At 62.0% G+C, this 21,867-nt stretch carries 23 protein-coding genes and 1 riboswitch; of the genes, 9 read left to right on the forward strand and 14 right to left on the reverse strand.

What is annotated here, in order from left to right:
• The first annotated feature begins 52 nt into the window (after positions 1 to 52).
• Positions 53 to 706 carry a TetR/AcrR family transcriptional regulator gene (locus tag C1H84_RS07140; RefSeq protein WP_082344834.1) on the forward strand — a complete coding sequence of 218 codons (654 nt, stop codon included), beginning with the start codon at positions 53 to 55 and terminating at the stop codon, positions 704 to 706.
• Positions 703 to 942, forward strand: a complete 240-nt coding sequence (locus tag C1H84_RS07145) for a LapA family protein (RefSeq protein ID WP_113606971.1) — start codon at positions 703 to 705, stop codon at positions 940 to 942. The genes C1H84_RS07140 and C1H84_RS07145 overlap by 4 nt, the downstream gene beginning before the upstream one ends.
• On the opposite strand, the gene C1H84_RS07150 is transcribed toward C1H84_RS07145, so the two are convergent.
• The 11 genes from C1H84_RS07150 to C1H84_RS07200 all read right to left on the reverse strand — a co-directional run bounded on the left by C1H84_RS07150 (position 939) and on the right by C1H84_RS07200 (position 9,494).
• Entirely contained in the window at positions 939 to 1,127 is a 189-nt protein-coding gene (locus C1H84_RS07150; protein ID WP_047120071.1) for a hypothetical protein, read from the reverse strand. The two genes, C1H84_RS07145 and C1H84_RS07150, sit on opposite strands and share 4 nt — an antisense overlap.
• A 168-nt stretch (positions 1,128 to 1,295) precedes the next feature.
• Positions 1,296 to 1,724, reverse strand: a complete 429-nt coding sequence (locus tag C1H84_RS07155; RefSeq protein ID WP_113606972.1) for a hypothetical protein — start codon at positions 1,722 to 1,724, stop codon at positions 1,296 to 1,298.
• 201 nt (positions 1,725 to 1,925) lie between these two features.
• The gene (locus C1H84_RS07160; RefSeq protein WP_244910840.1) at positions 1,926 to 2,624 is read right to left on the reverse strand and encodes a potassium channel family protein; all 699 of its coding nucleotides are present in this window, start codon (positions 2,622 to 2,624) and stop codon (positions 1,926 to 1,928) included.
• Positions 2,617 to 3,987, reverse strand: a complete 1,371-nt coding sequence (locus C1H84_RS07165; RefSeq protein ID WP_113606973.1) for a TrkH family potassium uptake protein — start codon at positions 3,985 to 3,987, stop codon at positions 2,617 to 2,619. Before C1H84_RS07165 ends, C1H84_RS07160 begins: the two co-directional genes overlap by 8 nt.
• 281 nt (positions 3,988 to 4,268) lie before the next feature.
• Complete coding sequence (locus C1H84_RS07170; protein WP_152666887.1) at positions 4,269 to 4,502, reverse strand: hypothetical protein; 234 nt, start codon at positions 4,500 to 4,502, stop codon at positions 4,269 to 4,271.
• Between the two features lie 206 nt (positions 4,503 to 4,708).
• Positions 4,709 to 5,197, reverse strand: coding sequence for an Lrp/AsnC family transcriptional regulator (locus tag C1H84_RS07175; protein ID WP_047120075.1), 489 nt, complete (start codon positions 5,195 to 5,197; stop codon positions 4,709 to 4,711).
• Between the two features lie 67 nt (positions 5,198 to 5,264).
• Positions 5,265 to 5,765: a DedA family protein gene (locus C1H84_RS07180; protein ID WP_113606974.1), complete on the reverse strand. Its 501-nt coding sequence runs from the start codon at positions 5,763 to 5,765 to the stop codon at positions 5,265 to 5,267.
• Between the two features lie 2 nt (positions 5,766 to 5,767).
• The gene (locus tag C1H84_RS07185) at positions 5,768 to 7,024 is read right to left on the reverse strand and encodes an MFS transporter (RefSeq protein ID WP_113606975.1); all 1,257 of its coding nucleotides are present in this window, start codon (positions 7,022 to 7,024) and stop codon (positions 5,768 to 5,770) included.
• Positions 7,021 to 8,163: an NAD(P)/FAD-dependent oxidoreductase gene (locus tag C1H84_RS07190; protein ID WP_113606976.1), complete on the reverse strand. Its 1,143-nt coding sequence runs from the start codon at positions 8,161 to 8,163 to the stop codon at positions 7,021 to 7,023. The genes C1H84_RS07185 and C1H84_RS07190 overlap by 4 nt, the downstream gene beginning before the upstream one ends.
• Positions 8,164 to 8,481 (reverse strand): bifunctional 3-phenylpropionate/cinnamic acid dioxygenase ferredoxin subunit, encoded by a 318-nt coding sequence (locus C1H84_RS07195; protein WP_047120077.1) that lies wholly within the window; start codon positions 8,479 to 8,481, stop codon positions 8,164 to 8,166.
• A 98-nt stretch (positions 8,482 to 8,579) separates the two neighbouring features.
• Complete coding sequence (locus C1H84_RS07200; RefSeq protein WP_047120078.1) at positions 8,580 to 9,494, reverse strand: N-acetylglucosamine kinase; 915 nt, start codon at positions 9,492 to 9,494, stop codon at positions 8,580 to 8,582.
• A gap of 257 nt (positions 9,495 to 9,751) precedes the next feature.
• Here C1H84_RS07200 and C1H84_RS07205 point away from each other — a divergent pair, with 257 nt between their 5' ends.
• Positions 9,752 to 10,195: a MarR family winged helix-turn-helix transcriptional regulator gene (locus C1H84_RS07205; protein WP_047120079.1), complete on the forward strand. Its 444-nt coding sequence runs from the start codon at positions 9,752 to 9,754 to the stop codon at positions 10,193 to 10,195.
• A 90-nt stretch (positions 10,196 to 10,285) separates the two neighbouring features.
• Here C1H84_RS07205 and C1H84_RS07210 read toward each other — a convergent pair whose 3' ends face one another.
• Positions 10,286 to 13,510: a DEAD/DEAH box helicase gene (locus C1H84_RS07210; protein WP_113606977.1), complete on the reverse strand. Its 3,225-nt coding sequence runs from the start codon at positions 13,508 to 13,510 to the stop codon at positions 10,286 to 10,288.
• Between the two features lie 149 nt (positions 13,511 to 13,659).
• Positions 13,660 to 13,781: riboswitch (SAM riboswitch) on the forward strand.
• Between the two features lie 32 nt (positions 13,782 to 13,813).
• On the opposite strand from C1H84_RS07210, the gene C1H84_RS07215 reads away from it, so the two are divergent.
• The 3 genes from C1H84_RS07215 (at position 13,814) to C1H84_RS07225 (ending at position 16,324) form a co-directional block, all read left to right on the forward strand.
• On the forward strand, positions 13,814 to 14,365 hold the full coding sequence (locus C1H84_RS07215; protein ID WP_113606978.1) for an OsmC family protein: 552 nt from the start codon (positions 13,814 to 13,816) through the stop codon (positions 14,363 to 14,365).
• 496 nt (positions 14,366 to 14,861) lie between these two features.
• Entirely contained in the window at positions 14,862 to 15,182 is a 321-nt protein-coding gene (locus C1H84_RS07220) for a cytochrome P450 (RefSeq protein ID WP_280524257.1), read from the forward strand.
• A gap of 77 nt (positions 15,183 to 15,259) precedes the next feature.
• Positions 15,260 to 16,324, forward strand: a complete 1,065-nt coding sequence (locus tag C1H84_RS07225; RefSeq protein ID WP_113606980.1) for a hypothetical protein — start codon at positions 15,260 to 15,262, stop codon at positions 16,322 to 16,324.
• 86 nt (positions 16,325 to 16,410) lie between these two features.
• Here the strand turns inward: C1H84_RS07225 and C1H84_RS07230 are convergent, their stop codons facing one another.
• Both C1H84_RS07230 and C1H84_RS07235 read right to left on the reverse strand, forming a co-directional pair.
• Positions 16,411 to 17,118 carry a FadR/GntR family transcriptional regulator gene (locus C1H84_RS07230; protein ID WP_047120081.1) on the reverse strand — a complete coding sequence of 236 codons (708 nt, stop codon included), beginning with the start codon at positions 17,116 to 17,118 and terminating at the stop codon, positions 16,411 to 16,413.
• A 28-nt stretch (positions 17,119 to 17,146) separates the two neighbouring features.
• Positions 17,147 to 18,823, reverse strand: coding sequence for an L-lactate permease (locus C1H84_RS07235; protein WP_113606981.1), 1,677 nt, complete (start codon positions 18,821 to 18,823; stop codon positions 17,147 to 17,149).
• A gap of 146 nt (positions 18,824 to 18,969) precedes the next feature.
• On the opposite strand from C1H84_RS07235, the gene C1H84_RS07240 reads away from it, so the two are divergent.
• The 3 genes from C1H84_RS07240 to C1H84_RS07250 are packed head-to-tail and all read left to right on the forward strand — an operon-like array spanning position 18,970 to position 21,832.
• A complete protein-coding gene (locus C1H84_RS07240; RefSeq protein ID WP_047120083.1) occupies positions 18,970 to 19,734 on the forward strand; it encodes a (Fe-S)-binding protein in 765 nt (254 codons plus the stop codon).
• A gap of 17 nt (positions 19,735 to 19,751) precedes the next feature.
• Positions 19,752 to 21,203, forward strand: a complete 1,452-nt coding sequence (locus tag C1H84_RS07245) for a LutB/LldF family L-lactate oxidation iron-sulfur protein (protein WP_113607227.1) — start codon at positions 19,752 to 19,754, stop codon at positions 21,201 to 21,203.
• Positions 21,200 to 21,832 carry a LutC/YkgG family protein gene (locus C1H84_RS07250; protein WP_047120084.1) on the forward strand — a complete coding sequence of 211 codons (633 nt, stop codon included), beginning with the start codon at positions 21,200 to 21,202 and terminating at the stop codon, positions 21,830 to 21,832. The genes C1H84_RS07245 and C1H84_RS07250 overlap by 4 nt, the downstream gene beginning before the upstream one ends.
• The last annotated feature ends 35 nt before the right edge of the window (positions 21,833 to 21,867 follow it).

Raw genomic sequence — 21,867 nt, forward strand, 5'->3', positions numbered from 1 at the left:
AGGGTACGAACACGATCTTGTGAAGTAACCCACGTCAGCTAGGGGATCATCAATGAGCGAAGAGGCGCCTCGCCGTGCGGGCAGACCGCGCAGAGCCGTGCTCACCCGGGAACGCATCACCAGCCACGCGCTGGAGCTGGCTTCTGCAGACGGCTACGAGGCCCTGACGATGCAGCGCCTGGCCAAATCCCTGGGCGTTGCCGCCTCGGCCCTGTACAACCACGTGTCCTCTAAGCACGACCTGCTGCAGTGGGTCCAGGAACTGGTGATGACCGACGTGGACACCTCGGTCTTCGACACCCTGGAGATCTCCGAGGCGCTGGTTGAATGGGCCACGAGCTACCGGAATGTCTTCGCCCAGCACATTCCCCTGGTTCCGGTCATTGCGGTGCTCCCGGTGTCCGATTCCCCGCGCACCTTGAAGATGTATGAACGGGTCGCCGAGGCTTTGCGCGACTACGGGTTGAAGGACGAGGCAATCATCCCCACCATCGTGGCGCTGGAATCATTCATTTTCGGCTCGGCCATGGATACCGCCGCCCCGCACGACATCTTCGACGCGCGGGACCACAAGGATGCCACCCCGAACTTCACCCAAGCAGTGTCCGATCAGCGTGCCACCGGGCGGAACACCAGCGACGACTCGTTCCAGCGCGGCCTGCAGGCCATGGTCGCAGGCCTCCTGGCGGCAGGGAGCAAAAAATGACTCAAGCCCACGACGCCGACGGGCCGCAGAAGAAGTCATGGCTGGCACGTATCACCGGCAAGCAGTGGACCTCGGTGGCGCTGGTCATCGTGTCCTTGGTGTTCATCTTGCAGAACCTGAATATCGTGCGCGTCGAATTCTTCCTGTTCCACACCGCCGCTCCGTTGTGGGCGATCCTGCTCATCACGCTGGCGGCAGGCTATGTGATCGGAAGATTCTCCAAGCGCCGGGACTAGTCGTCCAGGATCGCCCACTCCCCGACTTCCTCGTTGTCGGAGTCGAAGACGTCTTCCTGGGCTCCGGGAACGAGCGGATACATGGTGATCTTGGTGGACCAGTCACGCAGAATCTTCTGCAGCTCCTCCAACGGCTTCAGCTGCATGTTCTCGGTGTCGAAGTTGACTTCCAAAACAAAGCGCATGGTGCACTCCCATCCCTCGCGTTGCGGCAATCCTATGCCCTGATTCGCTGAAATACGAGACTTGACAAGGGCTGGACAATGACTGACCCGCAATGGGTGAAATCTGCACGTTAATGGCAGAAGCGGGGCCCCAAAGGGACCCCGCTTCGCACGGTGAAAGTTATCCGATTACTGCATCGTGGTCATCGTCGCGATGGAGTCAAAGGCTTCGGGGCCGCCGACCTTGTACAGGGCCAGCAGCAGGCCGCCGAAGACGGTGCCCATGATCGCGCTGAAGCCCAACGAGATCTTGGCCAGCGAGCGGACCTCGTCACGGCTGATGGCGCTTTCGTTGTTCAGGTACCGGGCTGCGCCGGCGCTGATGCTTGCCGCCGGGGTTGCAGGCTTCTCCGTTGCGGACTGGGCCTGCGCCGATGCAGTCTGGGAGATGGCAGGGGCTACTGCCGGTGCCGCCATCAGGATGTTCGATGCGGTGTCGATCTCTCCGCCACGCAGGTAGGCGACGGTCGAACGGTGCTTGCGGTCCTGGCGGAGCTTGACAATGTTCGAGCCATGTCGTGCCAACAGAATATCTTCGCCAAGTGGGATCGTGCCCATCGATAACCGCTCTCCTAAGTAAATTCAAACACCGTACTTCCAGTAAACCCCACGAATTTTCGCTACCTGTTAAATACTTGTCTATTTGTTCACAAACACACATGCCCCTGTGATGCAAACGGCATGATTTCAGCGTTAAACGCGCCTACGTCACACCTGGGTGGGCCTCCGGGCGGCGTTCAGCCGCCTGTGGGAACCCGTTCAATCGGGCAGCTGGCCGAAGGCTTCGGTATCCGAAATCGGGCCGAGCACCAGGATGCGGTCACCGGGCTTGAGCACCGTCTGGGCATCGGCATGCTGCCAGCGGCCCTCGTCATTGGTGCGGGCCGCCACTGTTACCCCGTAGTGCTTGCGCAGGTTGCTGTCGCCGAGTTTCAGCCCCTGCAGCACCTTCGGCGTCGTCATTTTCACCATGGCGAATCCACGATCGATTTCGAGGTAGTCCATCATCGATCCGCGCACCAGGTGGGCTACCCTTCGGCCCATGTCCTTCTCCGGGTAGATGATGTGGTGCACGCCGAGCTGTTCGAGAATCAGGCCGTGCTGGTCATCCAGCGCCTTGGCCCAGACATGGGGAATGTCCATGCTCAACAGCTTTGAACAGGTGAGGATCGACGCCTGGAGGTGGTTTCCGATGGCCACCACAACCCTGTCGAATTCGTTGAGCGAGAGCTGTTCAAGAGCTTCGCGCTTGGTGGCGTCGGCCCGGACCACTTGGGTGAGTTCCCCGTTGAGGGACTGGACGATATCTTCGTCCAGGTCGATTCCCAGCACGCTGGTTCCCGAGCTCATCAGCTCCAGAGCCAGCGAAGCTCCGAAACGTCCCAAGCCGATGACTGCGACGGAATTTGCATGGGCAATTTTCTTGGCCGCACCGCGGCCGCCGGAGAAGTTAACCAATTGCTGGCCTTTCCTTAGGAAGTTCGAATACTGCTTTCTTGTCGCGCAGGGCAAGCGCCGATCCGAGCGACAGGACGCCGACGCGTCCCAGGTACATCAGCGCGATCAGCACCGCTTCGCCGGTCGCGGGCAGCTCGGGGGTGATACCGGTCGACAGCCCCACCGTGGCGAACGCCGAGGTCGCTTCGAACAGGCATTCATCCAGGGTGAATTCGGTGATCACCAGCAACGCCATAGTTCCGGTGAAGACCGCGGCCACCGCGACGAGCGCCACCGTGATCGCTTGGCGGTGCACCGAGCGGGACAGCCGCTTGCCGAAGATGTTCACTGCGGCTTCCCCGCGAAGTTCGGTGAGGATGATGAAGAACAGGACCGCGAAGGTCGTGATCTTGATGCCGCCACCGGTGCCTGCCGGGCCAGCGCCGATGAACATGAGCAGATCCATGCCCAGCCAGGTGGCCGAATGCATGTCCCCGATATTGATCGAGTTGAACCCTGCGGTACGCGTCTGCACGGATTGGAAGAATCCTGCCAGCAGCTTGTCCTGGACGGACATGGGCCCCAATGTGTCCGGGTTGGCCCACTCCATGGCGGTGATGAATACGGTGCCCAACAGCAGCAAGGCAACGGTGCCTACCAGAACGATCTTCGTATTCATGGACCATTTCAGCCTGTTCCGCGCGTATCGGCGGATCTGCAGGATGACGGGGAATCCCAGGCCGCCGAGGATGATCGCCGCGGCAATAGGAATGCAGATCCACGGGTCGGATGCGAACCCCACCAAGTTGTCGGAAAAGAGTGCGAATCCTGCATTGTTGAAAGCGGAGATCGCGTGGAACCCTCCGTAGGCCAGACCTTCCCCGAACGAATAGCCGTACCCGAGGATGAATCGGGCAGCCAGCAGCACCGCGATGATGCCCTCGATCGTGAACGTCACCTTCACGATCGACAGGGCGGCGTTCTTCACGTTTGGGCCTTCGACGGCCTTGGCCTCGGTCTGCGCAGTGATTTTTGCGCGCAGGCTGAGTTTTCCCAAGATGCTCAGCGAGAACAGGGACGCGACGAGCATGATGCCCAGACCGCCGGCCTGGATCAAGGCGATGATCACGATTTTCCCGAAAACGCTGAAGTGCGTCGCGGTATCGAGCACCGCGAGGCCCGTGACGCAGACTGCTGAAGTTGCGGTGAACAGCGCATCGATGAAAGGCGTCCACTGCCCGGTGGAAGAGGAAAGAGGGGACGCGAGAAGCAACCCGCCGGTCAGGATCGTGATGGCGAATCCCGTAGCCACCGTGCGGGCCGGCCGCGCCACCACGGTTGATCCGGAAACATGAAAACGGTGCTTTCGCTGGAGTTTGCTCATAGAATCCGAATTCGTAGTGCCTGCCGTCTACATGTTGTAGAAAAGCCTTACGAATGGAAAACAGTACACCTGCTTCACCGGCTTGCCAAGAGGGCAATTTTCCCGCGGCCGATCCCCCGCTGTCTGGTGGGTGACCAGCGACAACGAGGTAGCTCGGGCATCCCCGCGTGCGCGGATTCGTTGGTGCCGAGGGCATTTGTTTCGGCGTTAACGGACAGGGCGCAAAAAAGCGGAGGCAGGATCCTGCCTCCGCTTTTCATTCGGATCGTAATCCGAAGCCGCTATGCGGTTTTGATGTTCCGATGCTTGCGCGCGCGCTTGGCCGCGCGGATCTGCACCGTCAATTCATTGTTCGTCATGTCATCGGGTGATGCGATGTCGTAGTCATGCGCCTGCTTGAGCAGACCCTGACGAATTTCCGCGTGATGGTTGCGGTTGTATTTGCGCACCATGACGACCGTTACGATTGCCAGCACCGCCAGGGTGACCAGGGCAGTGAGCATTGTGGTTTCCACGTTCATTGTCTTCTCGACCCCCTTTGTCTTCAAGTTGAGGATTCCGCAGCCCGCGATCCCAGCTAGGAGCTGTGTTCAATTCAAACTTCCCGGACGCTTCATTCTCCTGTACAGAGGAACAACAAGTTTAGCAGATTTATTCGAATTACTGAATTGGGGTATCGAATCGACGCGTAATTGTCACTCGGTTCCGCCGCTTGGATCCGCTAGAACTCGCCGGTACCATGGCTGTGCTCGAAGACCAGCGACGTCTGCGTGGTCGCCACGGCTGGATTGGCTGACAAGTTGTCCAGTACGAACTGGCGTACATCTGACGAGTTGCGCACGGCCACGTGCAGCACGAAGTCGTCAGCGCCGCCCAGGAAGAAAAGCTGGCGCACCCCGGGTTTGTCGCGCATCTGCGTGGCGAAATTCGCCATCAGGTGGCGGGCTCCCGGGCGGATGCGCACGAAGATCAGGGCTTCGAGCTCCCTGCCGAGCACCTGCGGGTCCACCTCGATGGTGAACCGGGAAATCACTCCGGAATCGCGCAGGGCGTTGAGCCGTGCCAGGCACGTCGATGCAGCGATGCCCAGCTCTTCGGCCAGCGAATTATTCGTCCGCCGGGAGTTCTTGGAGAGCAGCTCCAGCAGCTTGCGGTCTAGTTCATCAAGCTGCGCCGTGGGGCCGCCCGAGGCGTTGGTTCCATTGAGCATCGTTTGCACACCTGCTTTCAATGAGTCGTGGTGCTTCCATTGATCTTACGGAGGGCCGCTGCCGGCGTTACTGCGGCGGGATATTGTCCGGGGCGTCGTGCGCTATGCGGCGCTTGCGCATCCGGAGAATGACTACGGCGGCCAGCGCGATCACCAGCGCCCCGCCGACGAGCCACGGCCAGTCCAGGGCCAACCACGCATAGAATACCGCCAAGCCGATCGTGGTGTAGAGCAGCGCCCAGGCCATGGCGCCCACCGCCACCGCCGGCAGGTAACGGCGCACTGGCATCCGGCTGACGCCTGCCGACGTATTCACCGCGGACTGGATGCCCACCGTCAGGAAGCTCAGTGGAACCGCCAGCATGCCCCACCGGGCGATGAAGCGCTGGGCGCGCTGGTAGGCCCGACCATGCAGGTGCCGCTCAAACCTCGTATGCTCCACGCCCTTGGCGATGCCGCGACCGACCCAATAGGTGGCATTCCCGCGGGCGAACGCCAGGCAGAAGAAGAATACGAAGGTGATGGCAAATGGTGCGTCGTTGGTGAGCCATGAGATGGTTTCGGACATGCTTACGGAACGCTCTTGATCTGGCGGACCAGCGCTGCGCCGACCAGGCTGATCACGGCCGAAATGAGGAACAGGGTCGGGTAGCCGCCGAACCAGGTCACCGACAGCCAGGCCACCAGCGGTGCAACCACCTGCGGCAGCGAGTTGGCAATGTTGATCATGCCCAGGTCCTTGCCGCGCGAATCGGCGTGCGGCAGCACCTGGGTCAGCAGAGCGAAGTCGACGGCCAGGTAGGCGCCGAACCCAATGCCCAGCAGCACCGCGGCGATGACGGCGGTCGTGAAGTTGGAGGCGAAGGCCAGCACCCCGGCGGCAAGGGCCACGATGACCGAGGAAATGATCACGAATTTCTTTCGCTTGCCGTCGCGGTCGGAGATCTTTCCGGAGATCACCGAGGAGAAGATCACGCAGAATGCGTAGATAGCGGTCAGCACCAGCACGCCCTGGGCCGGGTCCGGATGGCCCAGCTGGTCCTGCAGGAAGAACAAAAGGTACACCAGGCACAACTGGCAGCCGAGATACAGCATGAAACGGGTCAGCCACGCCCAGCCGAAGTCCTTGTGCTTGACCGGGTTGATCCAGAAGCTCTTGAGGAATTCGCCCGCTTTCAGCGCCGGCAGCGCACCCTTGGGCAGCGGAACATCCTGGCGCATCATGACGTACGGGATGGAGCACAGCGCCACTGCCACCGCGACGATGGCATAGCCGAAGACCAGATCCTGCGCGGCATACATGCCGATGACCGCGCCGATCAGCGAACCGCAGGTCTGGCCCAGCGCCACCAGGCCGCCCACCATGCCGCGCTGCTCCACCGGGACCTTGTCCGGAATGGCAGCGAAGATCGCGGCCAGCGCGGCATTGCCGGCCGCCTGCATCAGCGCCCAGCCAAGCACCAGCAGGCTCACCGTCTGGGCCGTGGACATCAGCAACAGCGAGAGCGCGCCGGCGAGCGTGCCGAAGAAGACCCATGGGATGCGCCGGCCGAACTTCGAGGTGCTGCGGTCGCTCAGCGCTCCGAACAGCGGATTGGCCACCAGCGAGACGGCCGCGCCCACGCCGGTGACCAGCGAGAGGATCGCATTCTTCTGGCTGGCATCCAGCTGCTGGGCATGCAGTCCCAGCAGCACCTGGATGGGCGCGAAGAAACCGACGTTGATGCCGATATGCACGATCACCAGGGCAGTGATCCAGGCGGCGCCTACGCGCCGGGTGGGAACCTGCAATGCGGCAGGGATGCTTCCCGGGGCTCCAGGGCTCATGGGGCGGGTCGTCCTAACTCGCGGGGACCGATCTGCGGGTCCTCAAGCTGTTCAATGCCGGGGGTGATGCCGCGGGTGATCAGCTTGCGCACTGCCTTGGACATCAGTCCCCCATCGATCATGGAGGCCGCCACCAGCGTGCCGGATTCGTCCAGGCCGAATACCGTCTGGATCTTGCCGCGGCGGCTGTACCGCTTCACGACGCTGGCAACCTTGGAGAAGTCCCCCACGGTTTCCACGTGGGCATCGTGGCGGTCGGACCAGAACCACGGGACCGACCGGCCGGGCGCCGGGGTGCCGAGAATGGTGGAGGCGGCAATGGCGGCGTCCTCCATCGCTGCTTCCCAGTGCACCGCACGGGGACGCCCTGCTTCGCGGGCCGCGTCGCCCAGGGCCAGCACCTGCCGATGGCTTGTCGAGCGCTGTCCGGCATCGACCAGGATTCCGTTCTCCACGTCCAGGCCTGAGCGTTCGGCGAGCGCGGTATCCGCTTCGACGCCGATGGCCGAGACAATGATGTCCGCGTCGTGGCGCTCGCCGGAGACGATAGCGTAGCCGGGGCCCAGCTCGGTCACCGTGCCGGTGATCGTGGTGACGCCGTGGGACTGGTGCTCCGCATGCAGCTGCTCGGCCAGATCCTCGCCCAGCACGTGCGCCAGCGGGGCGTTGGAGCTGGAGACCAGAGTGACCTGGGCACCGAACATCCGGGCGGTGGAGGCGAATTCGGCGCCGACCAGGCCTGCCCCGATGACCAGCACACGCTGGCCGAACATCCCGTCTTCCAGCTCGCGGGCCAGATGCTGGGCGTCGGCCGCGGTGTGCAGGCTGCGCGCGAATTCCGCGCCGGGCACGTCCAGGGTGCGCGGGATGGTGCCAGTGGCCAAGACTACCCAGTCGTCCTCGGCCGTCGGCACCTGCAGTTCCGTGATTTCTTCCTGGACCAGGTTGATACGGTTCTCGCGGTACCAGGAGACCGGCGCGAAGGGCTCGACTTGCAGGGCCTTGCTCAACGGCGGTCGGTCGTAGGGAAGCCCCTGCGTATCGCTGATGCTGATGGTTCCCGCATAGTTCCGGCTGACCAGTTCACGGGCCAGGGTGTAGCCGGCGACTCCTGCCCCGATGATGTGTACGGAGGACATCTAGATGTCGAGCTCCAGGTTGCCGTCCACCACGTTGACCTTATAGGTGCGGGCGTCCTTGGTGGCTGGCATGCACAGCACCTTGCCGGTGCGCAGGTCGAAGCTGGAGGAGTGCAACGGGCACTCTACTTCGCAGCCGTCGATCCAGCCTTCGGAGAGCGACGCGACTTCGTGGGTGCATTCGTCCTGCAGCGCATAGAAGTTACCGTCTTCGGCGTGGAACACCGCGATGTCCTCGATGGCTCCACTGTCTTTTGCCTCTACCAGCAACGCTTCGCCTTCTGGCAACTGGTCTGCTGGACCGACACGGTAACTCACAATGACTCCTTTGGTGCGCAAATAGTTCTGAACCTATCTTGTCACCTAATTAGGCGATGCACATATTAGCGGTGTCACCTCCAAGCCCTCTGGATGGTTCAAACAGAAGAAATCATGGATCTCAGCGGATGGTTCGCCGTCAGCCCGCCCATCAGCCGGATGCCGTCCAGCCCGTTGCCGGCCGGTTCGACCAGCCGCGCTCCGGGAACCAGCGAGGCCAGCTCTGCCGTGAAGGCCGAGCGTACCCGGGCACCGGCGAATACTCCTCCGAGGCAGGCAACACTTGCCTGCGAGGCATCGGCTTGGCCTGTCCGGCGCAATGCGGCGGCCGCCGAATGGGCCAGCTCTTTGCCCGCGAGATCGCAGATCAGGGCAGCGACCGGATCGGTCTGGGCGTAGCGGGAGACTTCCTTCCCGAAGGAGGCCACCACGGCGATCTTGTCGGGCGCGGCCTGGAGCTGGATGTAGGCTTCTTCTAGCTCCGGCCAACGTTCTTGGACCGGGCCGGTCAACGCTGTCTGCGGTCCGCGGCCATCGTGCGCGCGCATCACCGCGGATAATGCCTGCTGCCCCATCCAGTAGGCGCTGCCGGCATCCCCCATGATGTTGCCCCAGCCGTCCACGCGGGCCGTGTTGTTGGTTCCGACGGCGAGGGTGACCACGCCGGTTCCGGCGGCAACGACCGCCCCGGGCCGGTCTCCCAGCGCGCCCAGATAACTGGAAACTGAGTCATGGGCAAGGTTGAGACCCGAGGCCACGCCTGGCTGCAGCATCGCCCTGAGCGCCCCGGCGTCATGCTCGGCCTTGGTCAGCCCGGTGGTGCCGATGGAAACGACGTCGAATCCGGTACCGCGGATACTTGCTGCGTGCCCGATAGCGGCCGCCAACTGCGGCAGTACCGGCAGATGCGTCTGGACCCCAGGCAGGCGACGTTCCGCGACGTAGCCCTTGTCGATAATCCTGAGTTTTATTTCGGTTTGACCGCCGTCGACCGCCAGTTGCGTGTGGAACATGATGATTAGATCTCCCTGTCGTCATTCATAGGCTATGTTCAACCTGCGGATCGATTCCCCGTGACATGCGGCCGTGATGACGGACGGTTTTTCAGCCTGGTCGGAGTTCTGGGCCTCAATGGCTCCGTGGAAAACCCGGCAATTGGCGAAAAAACAGAATCGGCCGAATGCAATTTACGAATGGCGCGCGATTAGTTCTTTGAGCGAATTGTGCCCAATCACGTCATGGAACCGCAAAAAATCTTAGAATAGAAAACATGCAAGAAGAACAGCTGATGCAAAAGGTGGAAGACGAATTCACCGCCCTGTTGTTTCGTGCGCGCCAGATGCTGGTTCGCCGCGCCAAAATCATCCATCCTGAACTCCAGGACCAGGGTTACCGGCTTCTCGCAGTCGTCATCCGCGAAGACGCCCAGCAGCAGGGTGTGCTCGCCGAAAAGCTCCGCCTCGACAAGGCCACAGTGTCGCGGTTAGTGCAGCACCTGCAGTCCATCGGGCTGGTCTCCCGGGTTCCGGATCCGCGGGACGGCCGGGCTCAGCTGGTCTCCGCCACCGATGAGGCCCGCGAGAAATGGAGTTCCAGTGGCGACATGCTGCGCCAGCAATTACGAAACCACCTCAGCGACTGGAACCACGACGATCTGGAAGAATTCGGCATTCTCATGCACCGGCTCAACTCGACCTTTGACGACATCGTGTAGGCGCTCCGGACCCTGAACACGCGAAAGGCGGATTTCTGATCAAATTTTTTGATCAGAAATCCGCCTTTCGCTGTACAGCAGCAAAACGACCTACTGCATCAAAGCCAGGAAGTCATCCGCGCTCAGCACCGAGGACTGTGCCGCATCCGTCTGCTCGCCCAGTACGTCGTTGAATAGTGCTGTCTTTTTTGCCTGCAGGGCCAGCACCTTGGATTCGATGGTGTCCTTGGCAACCAGCCTGTAGACGTACACCGGCTTGGTCTGGCCGATGCGGTGCGCACGGTCGATGGCCTGCGCTTCGGCCGCCGGGTTCCACCAGGGATCCAGCAAGATGCAGTAGTCGGCGGTGGTCAGATTGATGCCGAAGCCGCCGGACTTCAGCGATATGAAGAAGACCGGGAATTGCCCGTCGGTGAACCCGTCAATCATGTCCTTGCGCTTGGGACCGCTGGTCGCGCCGTCCAGGTAACCGTGGTCGATTCCGAGTTCCACCGCAATGTCTTTCGCCTTGCCCAAGAAGCTGGTGAACTGGCTGAAGACCAAGATCTTGTGCCCCTCGGCGACTGCGTCCGCCATGAGCTCGCGCAACATCTCCAACTTGGCGCTGGGAGCATTTCCCTCATCAACCAGGGAAGGGTCAAGCGCCAGTTGCCGGAGCAGGGTCAATGACTGCAGGATCTTGAACCGGTTGGAATCCACGTCATCCACCAGTCCCAGCACTTCCTGGCGCACCCGCTGGAAACGGCGGTCATAGGCCTTGCGGTGCGCCGGTTCCAGCTCGACTTCCAGTACTTGCTCGGTCTTGGCGGGAAGCTCCGGGACTACCTGTTCCTTGGTACGGCGCAGCACAAACGGGCGCAACCTCTTCTTCAGCCGTTCCAGCCGTTCCGAGTCGCCGTCGGAAATCTGCTTCTGGTAGTTGTCCTTGAATGCCTTCTGGCCGCCAAGCAGACCGGGCGCAGCCAGCGAGACCAGGGCCCACAGCTCCATCAGGTTATTCTCCATCGGGGTACCGGTCACCACCAGCTTGCACGGAACCGACAGCTGGCGCGTCTGCTTGTATCCCTTGGACGTGTGGTTCTTCAGCTGCTGCGCCTCATCGAGAATCAGCACGGAGAACCCTGCCTCCTCGAATTCTTCGAATGACAACCGGAAAATGGCGTAGCTGGTGACCACCAGTTGGGCATCGCCGATTTGCTCGACAATGCTCTTCCCTGCCTTTTTGGCCGTGGAGGTGATGGACTGGACCCGCATCTGCGGGGTGAAACGATGCGCTTCGTTAACCCAGTTGCCAACAACAGAGGTCGGAGCGATCACCAGGAACTTCTGCTCCGGGTTCTCGGTGCGGGCCTGTTCGAGGCCTGCCAGCAGCTGGACGGTCTTACCCAGGCCCATGTCGTCCGCCAGCACCCCGCCCAGCGAATGCGTGCGCAGGAAGTTCAGCCAGGCGGCGCCTTGCTCCTGGTACGGTCGCAGTTGCGCCGTGAACGAGTCGGGGAGGTCGATCTTCTCCAGCTGCGCGCCATTGGTCAGTTCAGACATGGTCTGGAACCACTGGTTTTCCTGGGCTTCGATGATGCCCAAGTCCACCAATTCCTGCCACCAGTCGATGCTCAAGCGGTGGATTCGGATGCTGTTGCCGGACACGGTGCCCAGTTCCCCGGCTTCCTGGACCAGCTGGCGCAGCTGGTGGAATTCCGGTCCGTCAATCGGAATCACCGTCATGTCCTCAAGGACCAGATACTCGTCCCCCATGGTCAGTGCGGAAAGCAGTTCGGCGAACGGCACCTTCAGCCCGTTGATGGACACCTCGACGGCCAGATCGAACCAGTCTCCGGTGCTCTCCCCCGCTTCGATGCTCACCGTGGCCGGTTCGGAATTCAGTGAATAGCTCGGCAACTGCTCGTGGCCGGTGATGAGGATATCCGGGTGTTCCTCAAGCAACGGAAGGAGGTACATGACGAATTCAATGGCTTGGCTCTTGGAGAGTTCTTGTTCTGGGAAGACACCGTTCTTGGTCGTCTGGCCCAGTGGTTGGTCCCCGCCGAGCTTGTCGTTCACCGAGCTGATGATCTCGCGTTCAACCGACTTCTGGCGTGGCGATTTGGGCGGATATTTCCACGCAAAGCTCATGGTCAAACCAGTGCCAGTTTCAGTCAGCTGAAGCTGGAGCACCGGGCGTGCCGGCTGGGGAACCCTGTAGCTGGCATCTTCGCTGCGCACCGGTGCCACCTGCCGAAGGGAGTTCAGGTACCCACTTTCGAAGTCCTCGATGTCTTTGGTCGGAACCATCATTGCGCCGGCGCTGATGAGATCCCTCAGCTCCGGCCCTACCGCGTCTTCCAGCGGTGCCAGTGAAAGATTTTTCGCCTTGTCCAGCGGTTTGTCGGCAAAGGCAATCATGGACGGCGGGTTGCCCAATGCCAAGACGTTATCCGTTTCGCCGTTCGGACCGCGGAAAATGCCTTCAATGGTCAGGCCGCTGTCGTTTCGCCGCAAGTCGAGAAAGGCTGAACCGGAAAGATCCGCAAAAGACACCTCGCTGCGGTTGCTGGCGTTGCCGTTGACAATGTGAATTCCGGTTTCATGGATCAGGTCGAAGGCTTCGCGCAGGTCTTTTCCGGGCAAGTTGTTCAGGATGATCCAGTCGGTCGCATCCCAGACATGGCCATATTGGTCATGCTGGGATCGTTCGTTGAGCATGACCAATTCGTTGGCGGCGCGGCGCTGCTCCTTGGCGAACCTGTCGTCAAATGGCAGCTTACGCCAAGATACTCCGGTCTGGACCCAGGGGCTGCGGGTTCCCCTGCGGGCCGGACGCGCGTTGAGGTTCAAGGTCGGCCGGCCAAATCGAGTGGCGGGGATGACTTTGAGGATCAGTCCCAGTGGTTCCTCTTCAAGGTCGTTTTCGTGCTCAGCACCGGCAGGCACCTGCGGAAGCAGCCGCTTCAGGGTCCGTTCCCATTGCGGGGCCTGCGGAGCTTTCCAGGTGTCTTCTGCCCTGACTACATCCGAAACTGCGAAGCCGCCGCTGCCGATCTGGGTTGCTTCCACGAGCAACGCTGCGACATCCGCGCAGGAATATTCTTCCGGATGCGCATCGCAACGGCTGCTGAAGCTGATGCTCGTGCCCTCGATGGAAAGCTGGACCACGACGAAGGCCCGGAGAACCCAGCCGGAAACGATCGAACGACCGGGCATCTGCCGACGGTCTGAAATGGTCACCTGCCCGGAATTGGCCATCAGCCACCCTTGGCTGTACTCGCCTTCGGTGACCAGGGTTTGAGCGGCGACGGGGGTCAGCTGGTATTCCATGCTCACAACTTCTCGGGTAGGAGGCCGCGCCGTAACTGCGCGGAGTTCGTGATCAATTCTATCGACGCAATGGACAGTTCTTCCTGTGACGAAACATGAAGAAAGCTATTTACCAACCACGAAGAAACCCGGTAGAAAAGTAACTACTGAATCACGAGTTCCAATCACACAAGCCCTGGCTGGTTGGACGGCAACCCTATTCGCGTCATTGTGCGGGGTGCTCCAGGTGATGATTCGACGGATCTGAAAGACAGGTTCGTAAGCGATGGCGCCCCTTTGCGCCAGAAAGGGGATTATTTCCTCATGTCTACCGCAGCTTCCACCCTTTCCGTTGCCGAAGATCGTTCAGCCCGCCTACAGCAGGCCGGCACCGGCTGGGGAGAACGCATCTCCGCTGCTCCGGACAGCGCCAAACTGACCTTCACCGTTCAGGGCGAGGGCTTCGGCTCGGTGGCCAGCAACATCGTTTCGGGCCAACACACCTTTACCGTCGACGAGCCAGCTGCTCTGGGCGGCGACGATCTGGCAGCGAGCCCGGTCGAATACGCGCTGGGCGCATTGATCTCCTGCCAGGTCGTTGTCTACCGTCTTTATGCAGAGCAGCTGAACATCCAGGTCGACGACGTGAAGATCGTGGCCAACGGAAACCTGGACGTGCGCGGCCTGTTCGGCATCGACAAGTCGATCCGCCCCGGCTTCACCTCGGTGGATCTCGATGTGCAGATCACCGGCCCGGAAACCGCTGAGCGCTACGACGAATTGCGCCAGGCAGTCGACGCCCACTGCCCGGTTCTGGATCTGTTCGCCAATCCGGTGCCGGTGAGCACAAAGATCTCGCTGGTTTCCAACAACTAGCTGATCAGCATGGCGTTGCCCGCTTCACGGGCGACGCCATGCTTTACACAGAGCCTTGTTTCCACGGCGTGGCACTCATAGGCTGACTGCGAAGGCTAAGGACCGGAAGAAGCTGCCATGTCTGCGCCGAAAATTGTCCAGTGGGACCCAAGGATCCCGAGGCGTCTCGGCAGTGTTGCGACCGGAGAGCAGAACCGCACGGCCATGAAGCAAAACGCCATCGAGATCGGCGGCTACATCCCGCTGAGGGACTGGTGCTGTGCTGGGGAAACGCGTCAACGGATCTGACCACCTGTCTGATGAATGAGTGGGTCTACGACCGCAAGATGACCGATGAAGGAACTGGTCAGCCTGCTGAGCAATTGGACAGTAAGCGAACTAACCACAATTACGACCAGACTCGGCATCCCTGCGAGTCTGCTTCACGCCTGGTCGATGCCGTTTCCGACGGATACTGTGCTCCCCTGCACCGCTAGTTTCCGACCGGCTGGTCGCTATAAAGGATGTAGAGATTTCTAGGGTACGTATTCCTGCCGGCAAACGTGTGAGCACCATGGGGGCGTCGGCCAACCGCGACGAAAGCGCTTTCGGAGATCCCGACGACATCCTCCTCGACCGGCATCCCAGCCTGAACTCGCTTTACGGGGCAGGGATCCACAACTGCCCCGGTGCGCCCCTGGCACGGCTGGAACTGCGGGTATTGATCGAAGAACTGATCTTGCGCGTCCACCGGCTGGTGTCCATCGAGAACGATCCGCCGGTCCGCGCCCACTTCCCCGGCAGTGGATTCAGCAAGCTTCCGCTGATCATCTGGTAGTTGGTCGCCAATTTGTCGGAAGAACCGGATAGATTCTAGTCAACAATTAGCTCATCGCACCGGGGAGTCCTGACCTAATGACCGACTACCGCTCTTTCGACCGCACACAACTGATTTCCCGCTACGGCCAGTTGACGTCACCCGAGCAGGCTTGGGCCTGCATGGATATGACTCGTCAGAAACTAATCGACATGATTCACCAGCATGAGCCATTCGAGGAACAGCTTAGGCCCCATTTCCCACCAAACGCGCTGCTGAACCGCCAGCGCAACGAAATCGGTGCCGAGATGCCCTTCACGCTGGGATCCGAAAAGAAGTTGTACTTCTGCTGGGAGCCTGACGCGATCGGTGCCGCAGCCTACCTCGATGTGTCCAGGATGGATCAACGCGTCTGGAATATCGGGGAAGAAATTTCGGCAGGCACCATGGTACTTACCGTCCTTGCCACGACGCCGCCGTTGGTTATGGCATTGGAAACTGTGAAATCATTAGAAGGGCGAACCTACGATGTCCGCCGTGAGGCAACATTCGCCCAGCCGATTTCGTTGCTGGACCTCGAACAGCTGTGCGATTCCGGGCTGCCTCGATCTTCGCAGGCGCTCAATCCCCAGCTCGCGGAGCGCGTTCTCAACGCGTTGACCGGGCTCGTTGAAAATCCGCGCCCGTTGTACCTCGATGCGGGAGCCTGCGGGGTCGATAGCGAGTCGGAAGCTACAGCCACGGTGCATGCCTTGGCCCTCGCGCAGCGACATGATTCAGAAACCGACTACTGCGACGGCTGCCAGACTAATATCAAGGGCAGGAGTACGGTTCACTTCTTCCGCGATCGTCATGTCGATCTGCATTGGGACATCCAGGACCATGTTGATGACGCAGCGTTGCTATGCGCCGATTGCCACCGGCTGATGCACGCACCCACGCTCAAGCATCTCCAGAGAATGCTCGTTGCCTGCCCGGGCTGCGGAGCCCGGAATCCGAAGGAATATTTCTGGGGTATGCCGGCCTTCCCGCCTGATGAAGAGGAATACGTCGTTGGCGGCTGCGCCATTCCGAACCCTCCGGTGCCGAGGTATTCCTGCCGCAACTGCGAACTGAGCTTCGGTGAGCATCCCCATTGGGTGTCGGAACGATTGGCCGACTGATTCCTAGTCTTGCCCAGTGACATGCAGACGCAAAAAGCCGAGGCCTTCAATCCATTCTTGGATCGAAGGCCTCGGCTTTGGTCTTGCTATCGGGTTTGCGAGTAGAACCAGTTGATGTGTTCTTCGAGCAGCTGGGCCGCGCGCTCGCGCTGGTCCGTGGCGAACGCGTGGTGGATCGCCTTGTGCTGGCGGCGCAGCGTGCGCACGATCGGCTGCCAGGACTCGTCATCCGGGATCGACGCGGCCACGTAGTCGCTGATCGAGTTGCGCAGCGACTCCATCATGGATTCGACCACCGCATTGCCTGCCGTGGAAGCCAGCAGCACGTGGAACTCCGCATCGATGCGGTGGAACTCGTCGCGCGAAAGCTGCGGGTCGTCCATGCGCATGATCAGCACGGCGGTGCGGTCCAGGACCTGCTGCGCGTACACGGTGTCCCGCGGGTGCATCTGCGCGGCCCAGGTTTCCAGCAGGATGCGTGATTCCACGATCTCGCGCACATTGATCCCCTTGGCCGCCACGTGCAGTCGCAGCGCCTGGGAGATCCCGGCCGACGGCTCGGAAATGATCACCGCGCCGGAGTTCGGGCCCGAACCGGTAGAGGTCCGCACGATCCCCATCACGTCGAGGATGCGGATCGCGTCGCGCACCGAAGCGCGGGAGATACCGTGCTGCTCGGCCAGGGCCCTCTCACCGGGGAGTTGGTCCCCCAGTGTGAGGACTCCTGACCGCAGGTCGTTCTCAATTGCGGTGAGAACTACTTGGTAGGCACGTGGAGCTGGATTTACTGACATCTAGACCCAATTTTAGCCCGGATTCGGGCTACGGCAGCATCCAGGAGAGGACCGGGGTGGACTGCAGGTAAACCAGCACGCACAGCACCATCAGCATGCCCACGGACCAGCCGGCAACCTTCTTCAGGATGACCGACTCCTGGCCTTCCATCTTCACCGCGGTGGCGGCGATGGCCAGGTTCTGCGGGGAGATCAGCTTGCCGACCACGCCGCCGGAAGTATTAGCGGCCACCAGCAGGGTCGGATCGATGCCGGCGTTCATGCCGGCGGTCTGCTGCAGCTTGGCGAACAGCGCGTTGGCCGAGGTGTCCGAACCGGTCACCGCGGTGCCGATCCAGCCCAGGATTGGCGACAGGAAGGCGAAGAACGCTCCGGTGCCGGCAAGCCAGGTGCCAACGGTGATGGTCTGGCCGGACAGGTTCATCACGTAGGCCAGGCCCAGCACCGACAGGATGGTCAGCGCGGCGTAGCGCATGTTGTAGACGGTGTGCCAGACTTCGGCCATGCCGCGGCCGAAGGTCATCTTGTACTTGCCGCCGCCGTCGTTCATCGAGTAGACCAGCGCCACGATGGTGCCGGTGATCAGCAGCAGGGTGCCCGGGGAGGACAGCCAGGAGAAGTTGTAGATGGTGGAGGACACTGCCTCGCCGTTGGCGTTGACCACAGCTCCATGCAGTCCCGGCCAGCCGAACTTAATGTCGGTGCTGGCAAGCCATGCGGGAATGTCCACGCCCAGCTTCCAGAGCTTGGCCACGCCGAAGATCAGGATGACCAGCAGGTAGGGGAACAGCGCCATCCAGGTGTTGGAAGGGTTCAGCTTCTTGCCGTGCTCGATCGGCAGCGCGGCGGCCTCGGCGGTCAGGATGCGGCCGCGGGCCTCGCCGGCGCCCTTAGGGGTCCAGAAGCGAAGCAGGATCACGGCGGCGGCCAGGCCGACCAGCGAGGCGACGATGTCGGTCAGCTCGTAGGAGAAGTAGGTGGCGCACAGCCACTGGGCCACGGCGAAGGAGAAACCGATGAACAAGGTGGCCGGCAGGGTCTGGCGCATGCCGCGCCAGCCGTCGATGACCAGAACCAGGATGGAAGGAACGAACAGTGCCAGGATTGGCGACTGGTGGCCCACCACGGCGCCGATCTCGGCTGACGGGATGCCGGTCAGCGCACCGGCGGTGGTGATCGGGATGGCCACGGCGCCGAAGGCGACCGGGGCGGTGTTGGCGATCAGCACGGCGCAGGCGGCGCGCAGCGGGGACAGGCCCAGGGCCAGCAGCATGGTGGCGGTGATGGCCACGGGGGCGCCGAATCCGGCCAGCGCTTCAAGCAGGCCGCCGAAGCAGAAGGCGATCAGCACTGCCTGGATGCGGACATCGCCGCCGCCAATTACGTCGAAGACGCGGCGCAGGTCGTCGAAGCGCCCTGAGACCACAGTGACCTGGTAGAGGAAGATCGCCATGACGACGATCCAGACGATCGGGAAGGCACCGAACACCATGCCCATGACGCCGGAGTTCAGCGCCATGCCCACCGGCATATGCCAACCGAAGATGGCAACCAGGATTGCGACGGCCAACGAGCCGAGACCCGCCACGTGGGCCTTGGTTTTAATAACCGCAAGGAGGATGAAAAATGTCAGCAATGGCACGAGAGCGACCAGAGCCGAGATGGCAACGCTGCCAGCTATGGGATCTGTTGTGGGGGTAAACACGGTGTGGGCGTCCTTACTTGTGATGGTCTGACCATACGTGGTCCGACCACCAAGTGTACGAGGTGAGAGCCATCACAACAAGTCTTGACTATCGAGAAAGTTCCGACGTAGTATGGTCAGACCACACTTCGAAAGAGATATTTAGTATGCGGATCGCTCTCTTTGCCACATGCATCGTCGATGCCATGTACCCCGAAACAGCCAAGTCCACGGTGAAAATCCTGGAACGCTTGGGTCATGAGGTCATTTTCCCCAAGGCGCAGGCCTGCTGTGGGCAAATGCACATGAATTCCGGATACATGCCCGAAGCCCTGCCGGTGGTTGAAAACCATATCAATGCCTTTGACACCGACGACTACGACGTTGCCGTGGCCCCTTCCGGCTCCTGCGTCGCCTCGGTCAAGCACCAGCACCCCTACCTCGCCGAGCGCTTGGGCAAGCCGGAGCTGAAGGAACGCGCAGTGGCCGTTGGCAAGCGCACCTACGAGCTCTCGCAGCTGCTGGTCGACGTCCTGGGAATCACCGATGCCGCGAAGCAGCTGGGCAGCTACTTCCCCGAGACCATCACCTACCACCCGTCCTGCCACGGCATGCGCTCGCTGCAGCTCGGCGACCGCCAGCTCGACCTGCTCAAGACCGTCGGCGGCATCACCGTGAACGAGCTTCCGGAGGCCGACCAGTGCTGCGGCTTCGGCGGCACCTTCTCGATCAAGAACGCCGACGTCTCCTCCGCCATGCTCGAGGACAAGGTGAAGAACATCTGCTCCACCGGCGCTTCGGCCTGCTCGGGCGGCGACGCTTCCTGCCTGATGCACATCGGCGGCGGCCTGTCCCGCACCGGCGCCAAGCCAAAGACCCTGCACCTGGCCGACATCTTGGCCAGCACCATGGAAGAGACGGTGAAACTGTGAGCCAGGTATTCCTCGGCATGCCGGCCCCGGGAATGGGCAACCTGTTCGAGCAGGAGCCGTTCCCCCAGGCCGCGCACCGCGAACTGGGCAACACCCAGATGCGCAAGAACCTGCGCCACGCGACGCACACCATCCGCGACAAGCGCCTGCGCGTGGTCGGCGAACTGCCCGACTGGGAGCAGCTGCGCGATGCCGGCAGCGCCATCAAGAACTCCTCGATGATCAATCTTGAAGAGCGCCTGCTGGAATTCGAGAAGAACTTCACCGCCCGCGGCGGCGTGGTCCACTGGGCCCGCGACGCGGATGAGGCGAACAAGATCGTCACCGACCTGATCAAGGAAACCGGCTCCACCGAGGTCGTCAAGGTCAAGTCCATGGCGACGCAGGAAATCGGCCTGAACGAGCACCTGGAAACCCAGGGCATCGAAGCCTTCGAGACCGACCTGGCCGAGCTGATCGTCCAGCTGGGCCACGACAAGCCGAGCCACATCCTGGTCCCGGCCATCCACAAGAACCGCACCGAGGTGCGCGACATCTTCCTGAAGGAGATGCCGGTCGTGGATCCGGACCTGACCGACGAGCCGGCCCGGCTCGCGGAGGCCGCCCGCAAGCACCTGCGCAAGAAGTTCCTGGCCGCCAAGGTCGCCATCTCCGGCGCGAACTTCGCGCTGGCTGACACCGGAACCCTGGGCGTCGTGGAGTCCGAGGGCAACGGCCGCATGTGCCTGACCCTTCCCGAAACCCTGATCACCGTCATGGGCATCGAGAAGGTTCTCCCGAAGTGGGAGGACATCGAGGTGTTCATGCAGCTGCTGCCGCGCTCCTCCACCGGCGAGCGCATGAACCCGTACACCTCGCTGTGGACCGGCGTGAGCGAAGACGACGGACCGCAGAACGTGCACATCGTGCTGCTGGACAACGGCCGCTCCCGCGTGCTGGCCGACAAGTTCGGGCGCTCCGCGCTGAACTGCATCCGCTGTTCGGCCTGCATGAACGTCTGCCCGGTCTACGAGCGCACCGGCGGCCACGCCTACGGCTCGACCTACCCTGGTCCGATCGGCGCGATCCTCTCGCCGCTGATGACCGGCATCGAGGCCGAGGACAACGGCTCGCTGCCGTATGCCTCCTCGCTGTGCGGCGCCTGCTACGAGGCCTGCCCGGTGAAGATCAACATCCCGGAGATCCTGGTGCACCTGCGCGGGGACGACGTGGACGCGAACCGTGGCAAGCGCAAGATCCCGACCCAGATGGACCTGCTCATGAAGGGCGGCTCCTGGGCGCTGGGCAAGGGCAAGAACATCGGCCTGCTGGAGAAGGCGCTGCCGCTGGGCCGTCTGGCCGCCGGCAAGAGCAAGAAGATCAAGAAGCTTCCGGGCATCGCCGCCGGCTGGACCCAGTCCCGCGACATCCCTGCCCCGCCAAACAAGTCCTTCCGCGACTGGTGGAGCGACGAGAAGGAATCCAAGTGAGCGCCAAAGAAGAAATCCTCGGACGCATCCGTTCGGCCCTGGCCGACGCCCCGGCCGCCGAAGACATCCCGCGCGAGTACCGCACCAGCTCGGAGATGAGCGAAGAGCAACTCATCGAGATGCTCGTCGACCGCTTGGTCGACTACAAGGCCGGCGTGGACGTCATCGACGCCGCGCAGATCCCCGCCCTCGTGGCCGCGAAGCTGGGCCAGGCATCCTCGGTGGTCTACCCGCATGGGCTGGACACCGGCTGGCTGTCCGCGCTGCCGCAGGGCATCGCCCGGCGCATCGACGAGCCGGGCGCCCGGCTGAGTGTCGCCGAGCTGGACGAGACCAGCGCGGTGGTGACCTCCTCGGCGGTGTCCATCGCCGAATCCGGCACCATCATCCTTGACGGCGAGCCGGACCAGGGCCGCCGCGCGATTTCGCTGGTTCCCGATCACCACGTGTGCATCGTGCCGGTCTCCACGATCGTGCAGCTGCTGCCCGAGGCCATGCCCCGCCTGACCGTGACCCGGCCGTTGACGTGGATTTCCGGCCCGTCGGCCACCAGCGACATCGAGCTCGAACGCGTCGAGGGCGTGCACGGCCCGCGTGTGCTGGACGTTTTGCTGGTGCGCGGTCTGTAGCCGAATCGTACAAGGCCATCGCAGCCGGTTCCCAC

This window comes from Glutamicibacter soli, assembly GCF_003309065.1.
Classification (GTDB): Bacteria; Actinomycetota; Actinomycetes; order Actinomycetales; family Micrococcaceae; genus Glutamicibacter; species Glutamicibacter soli.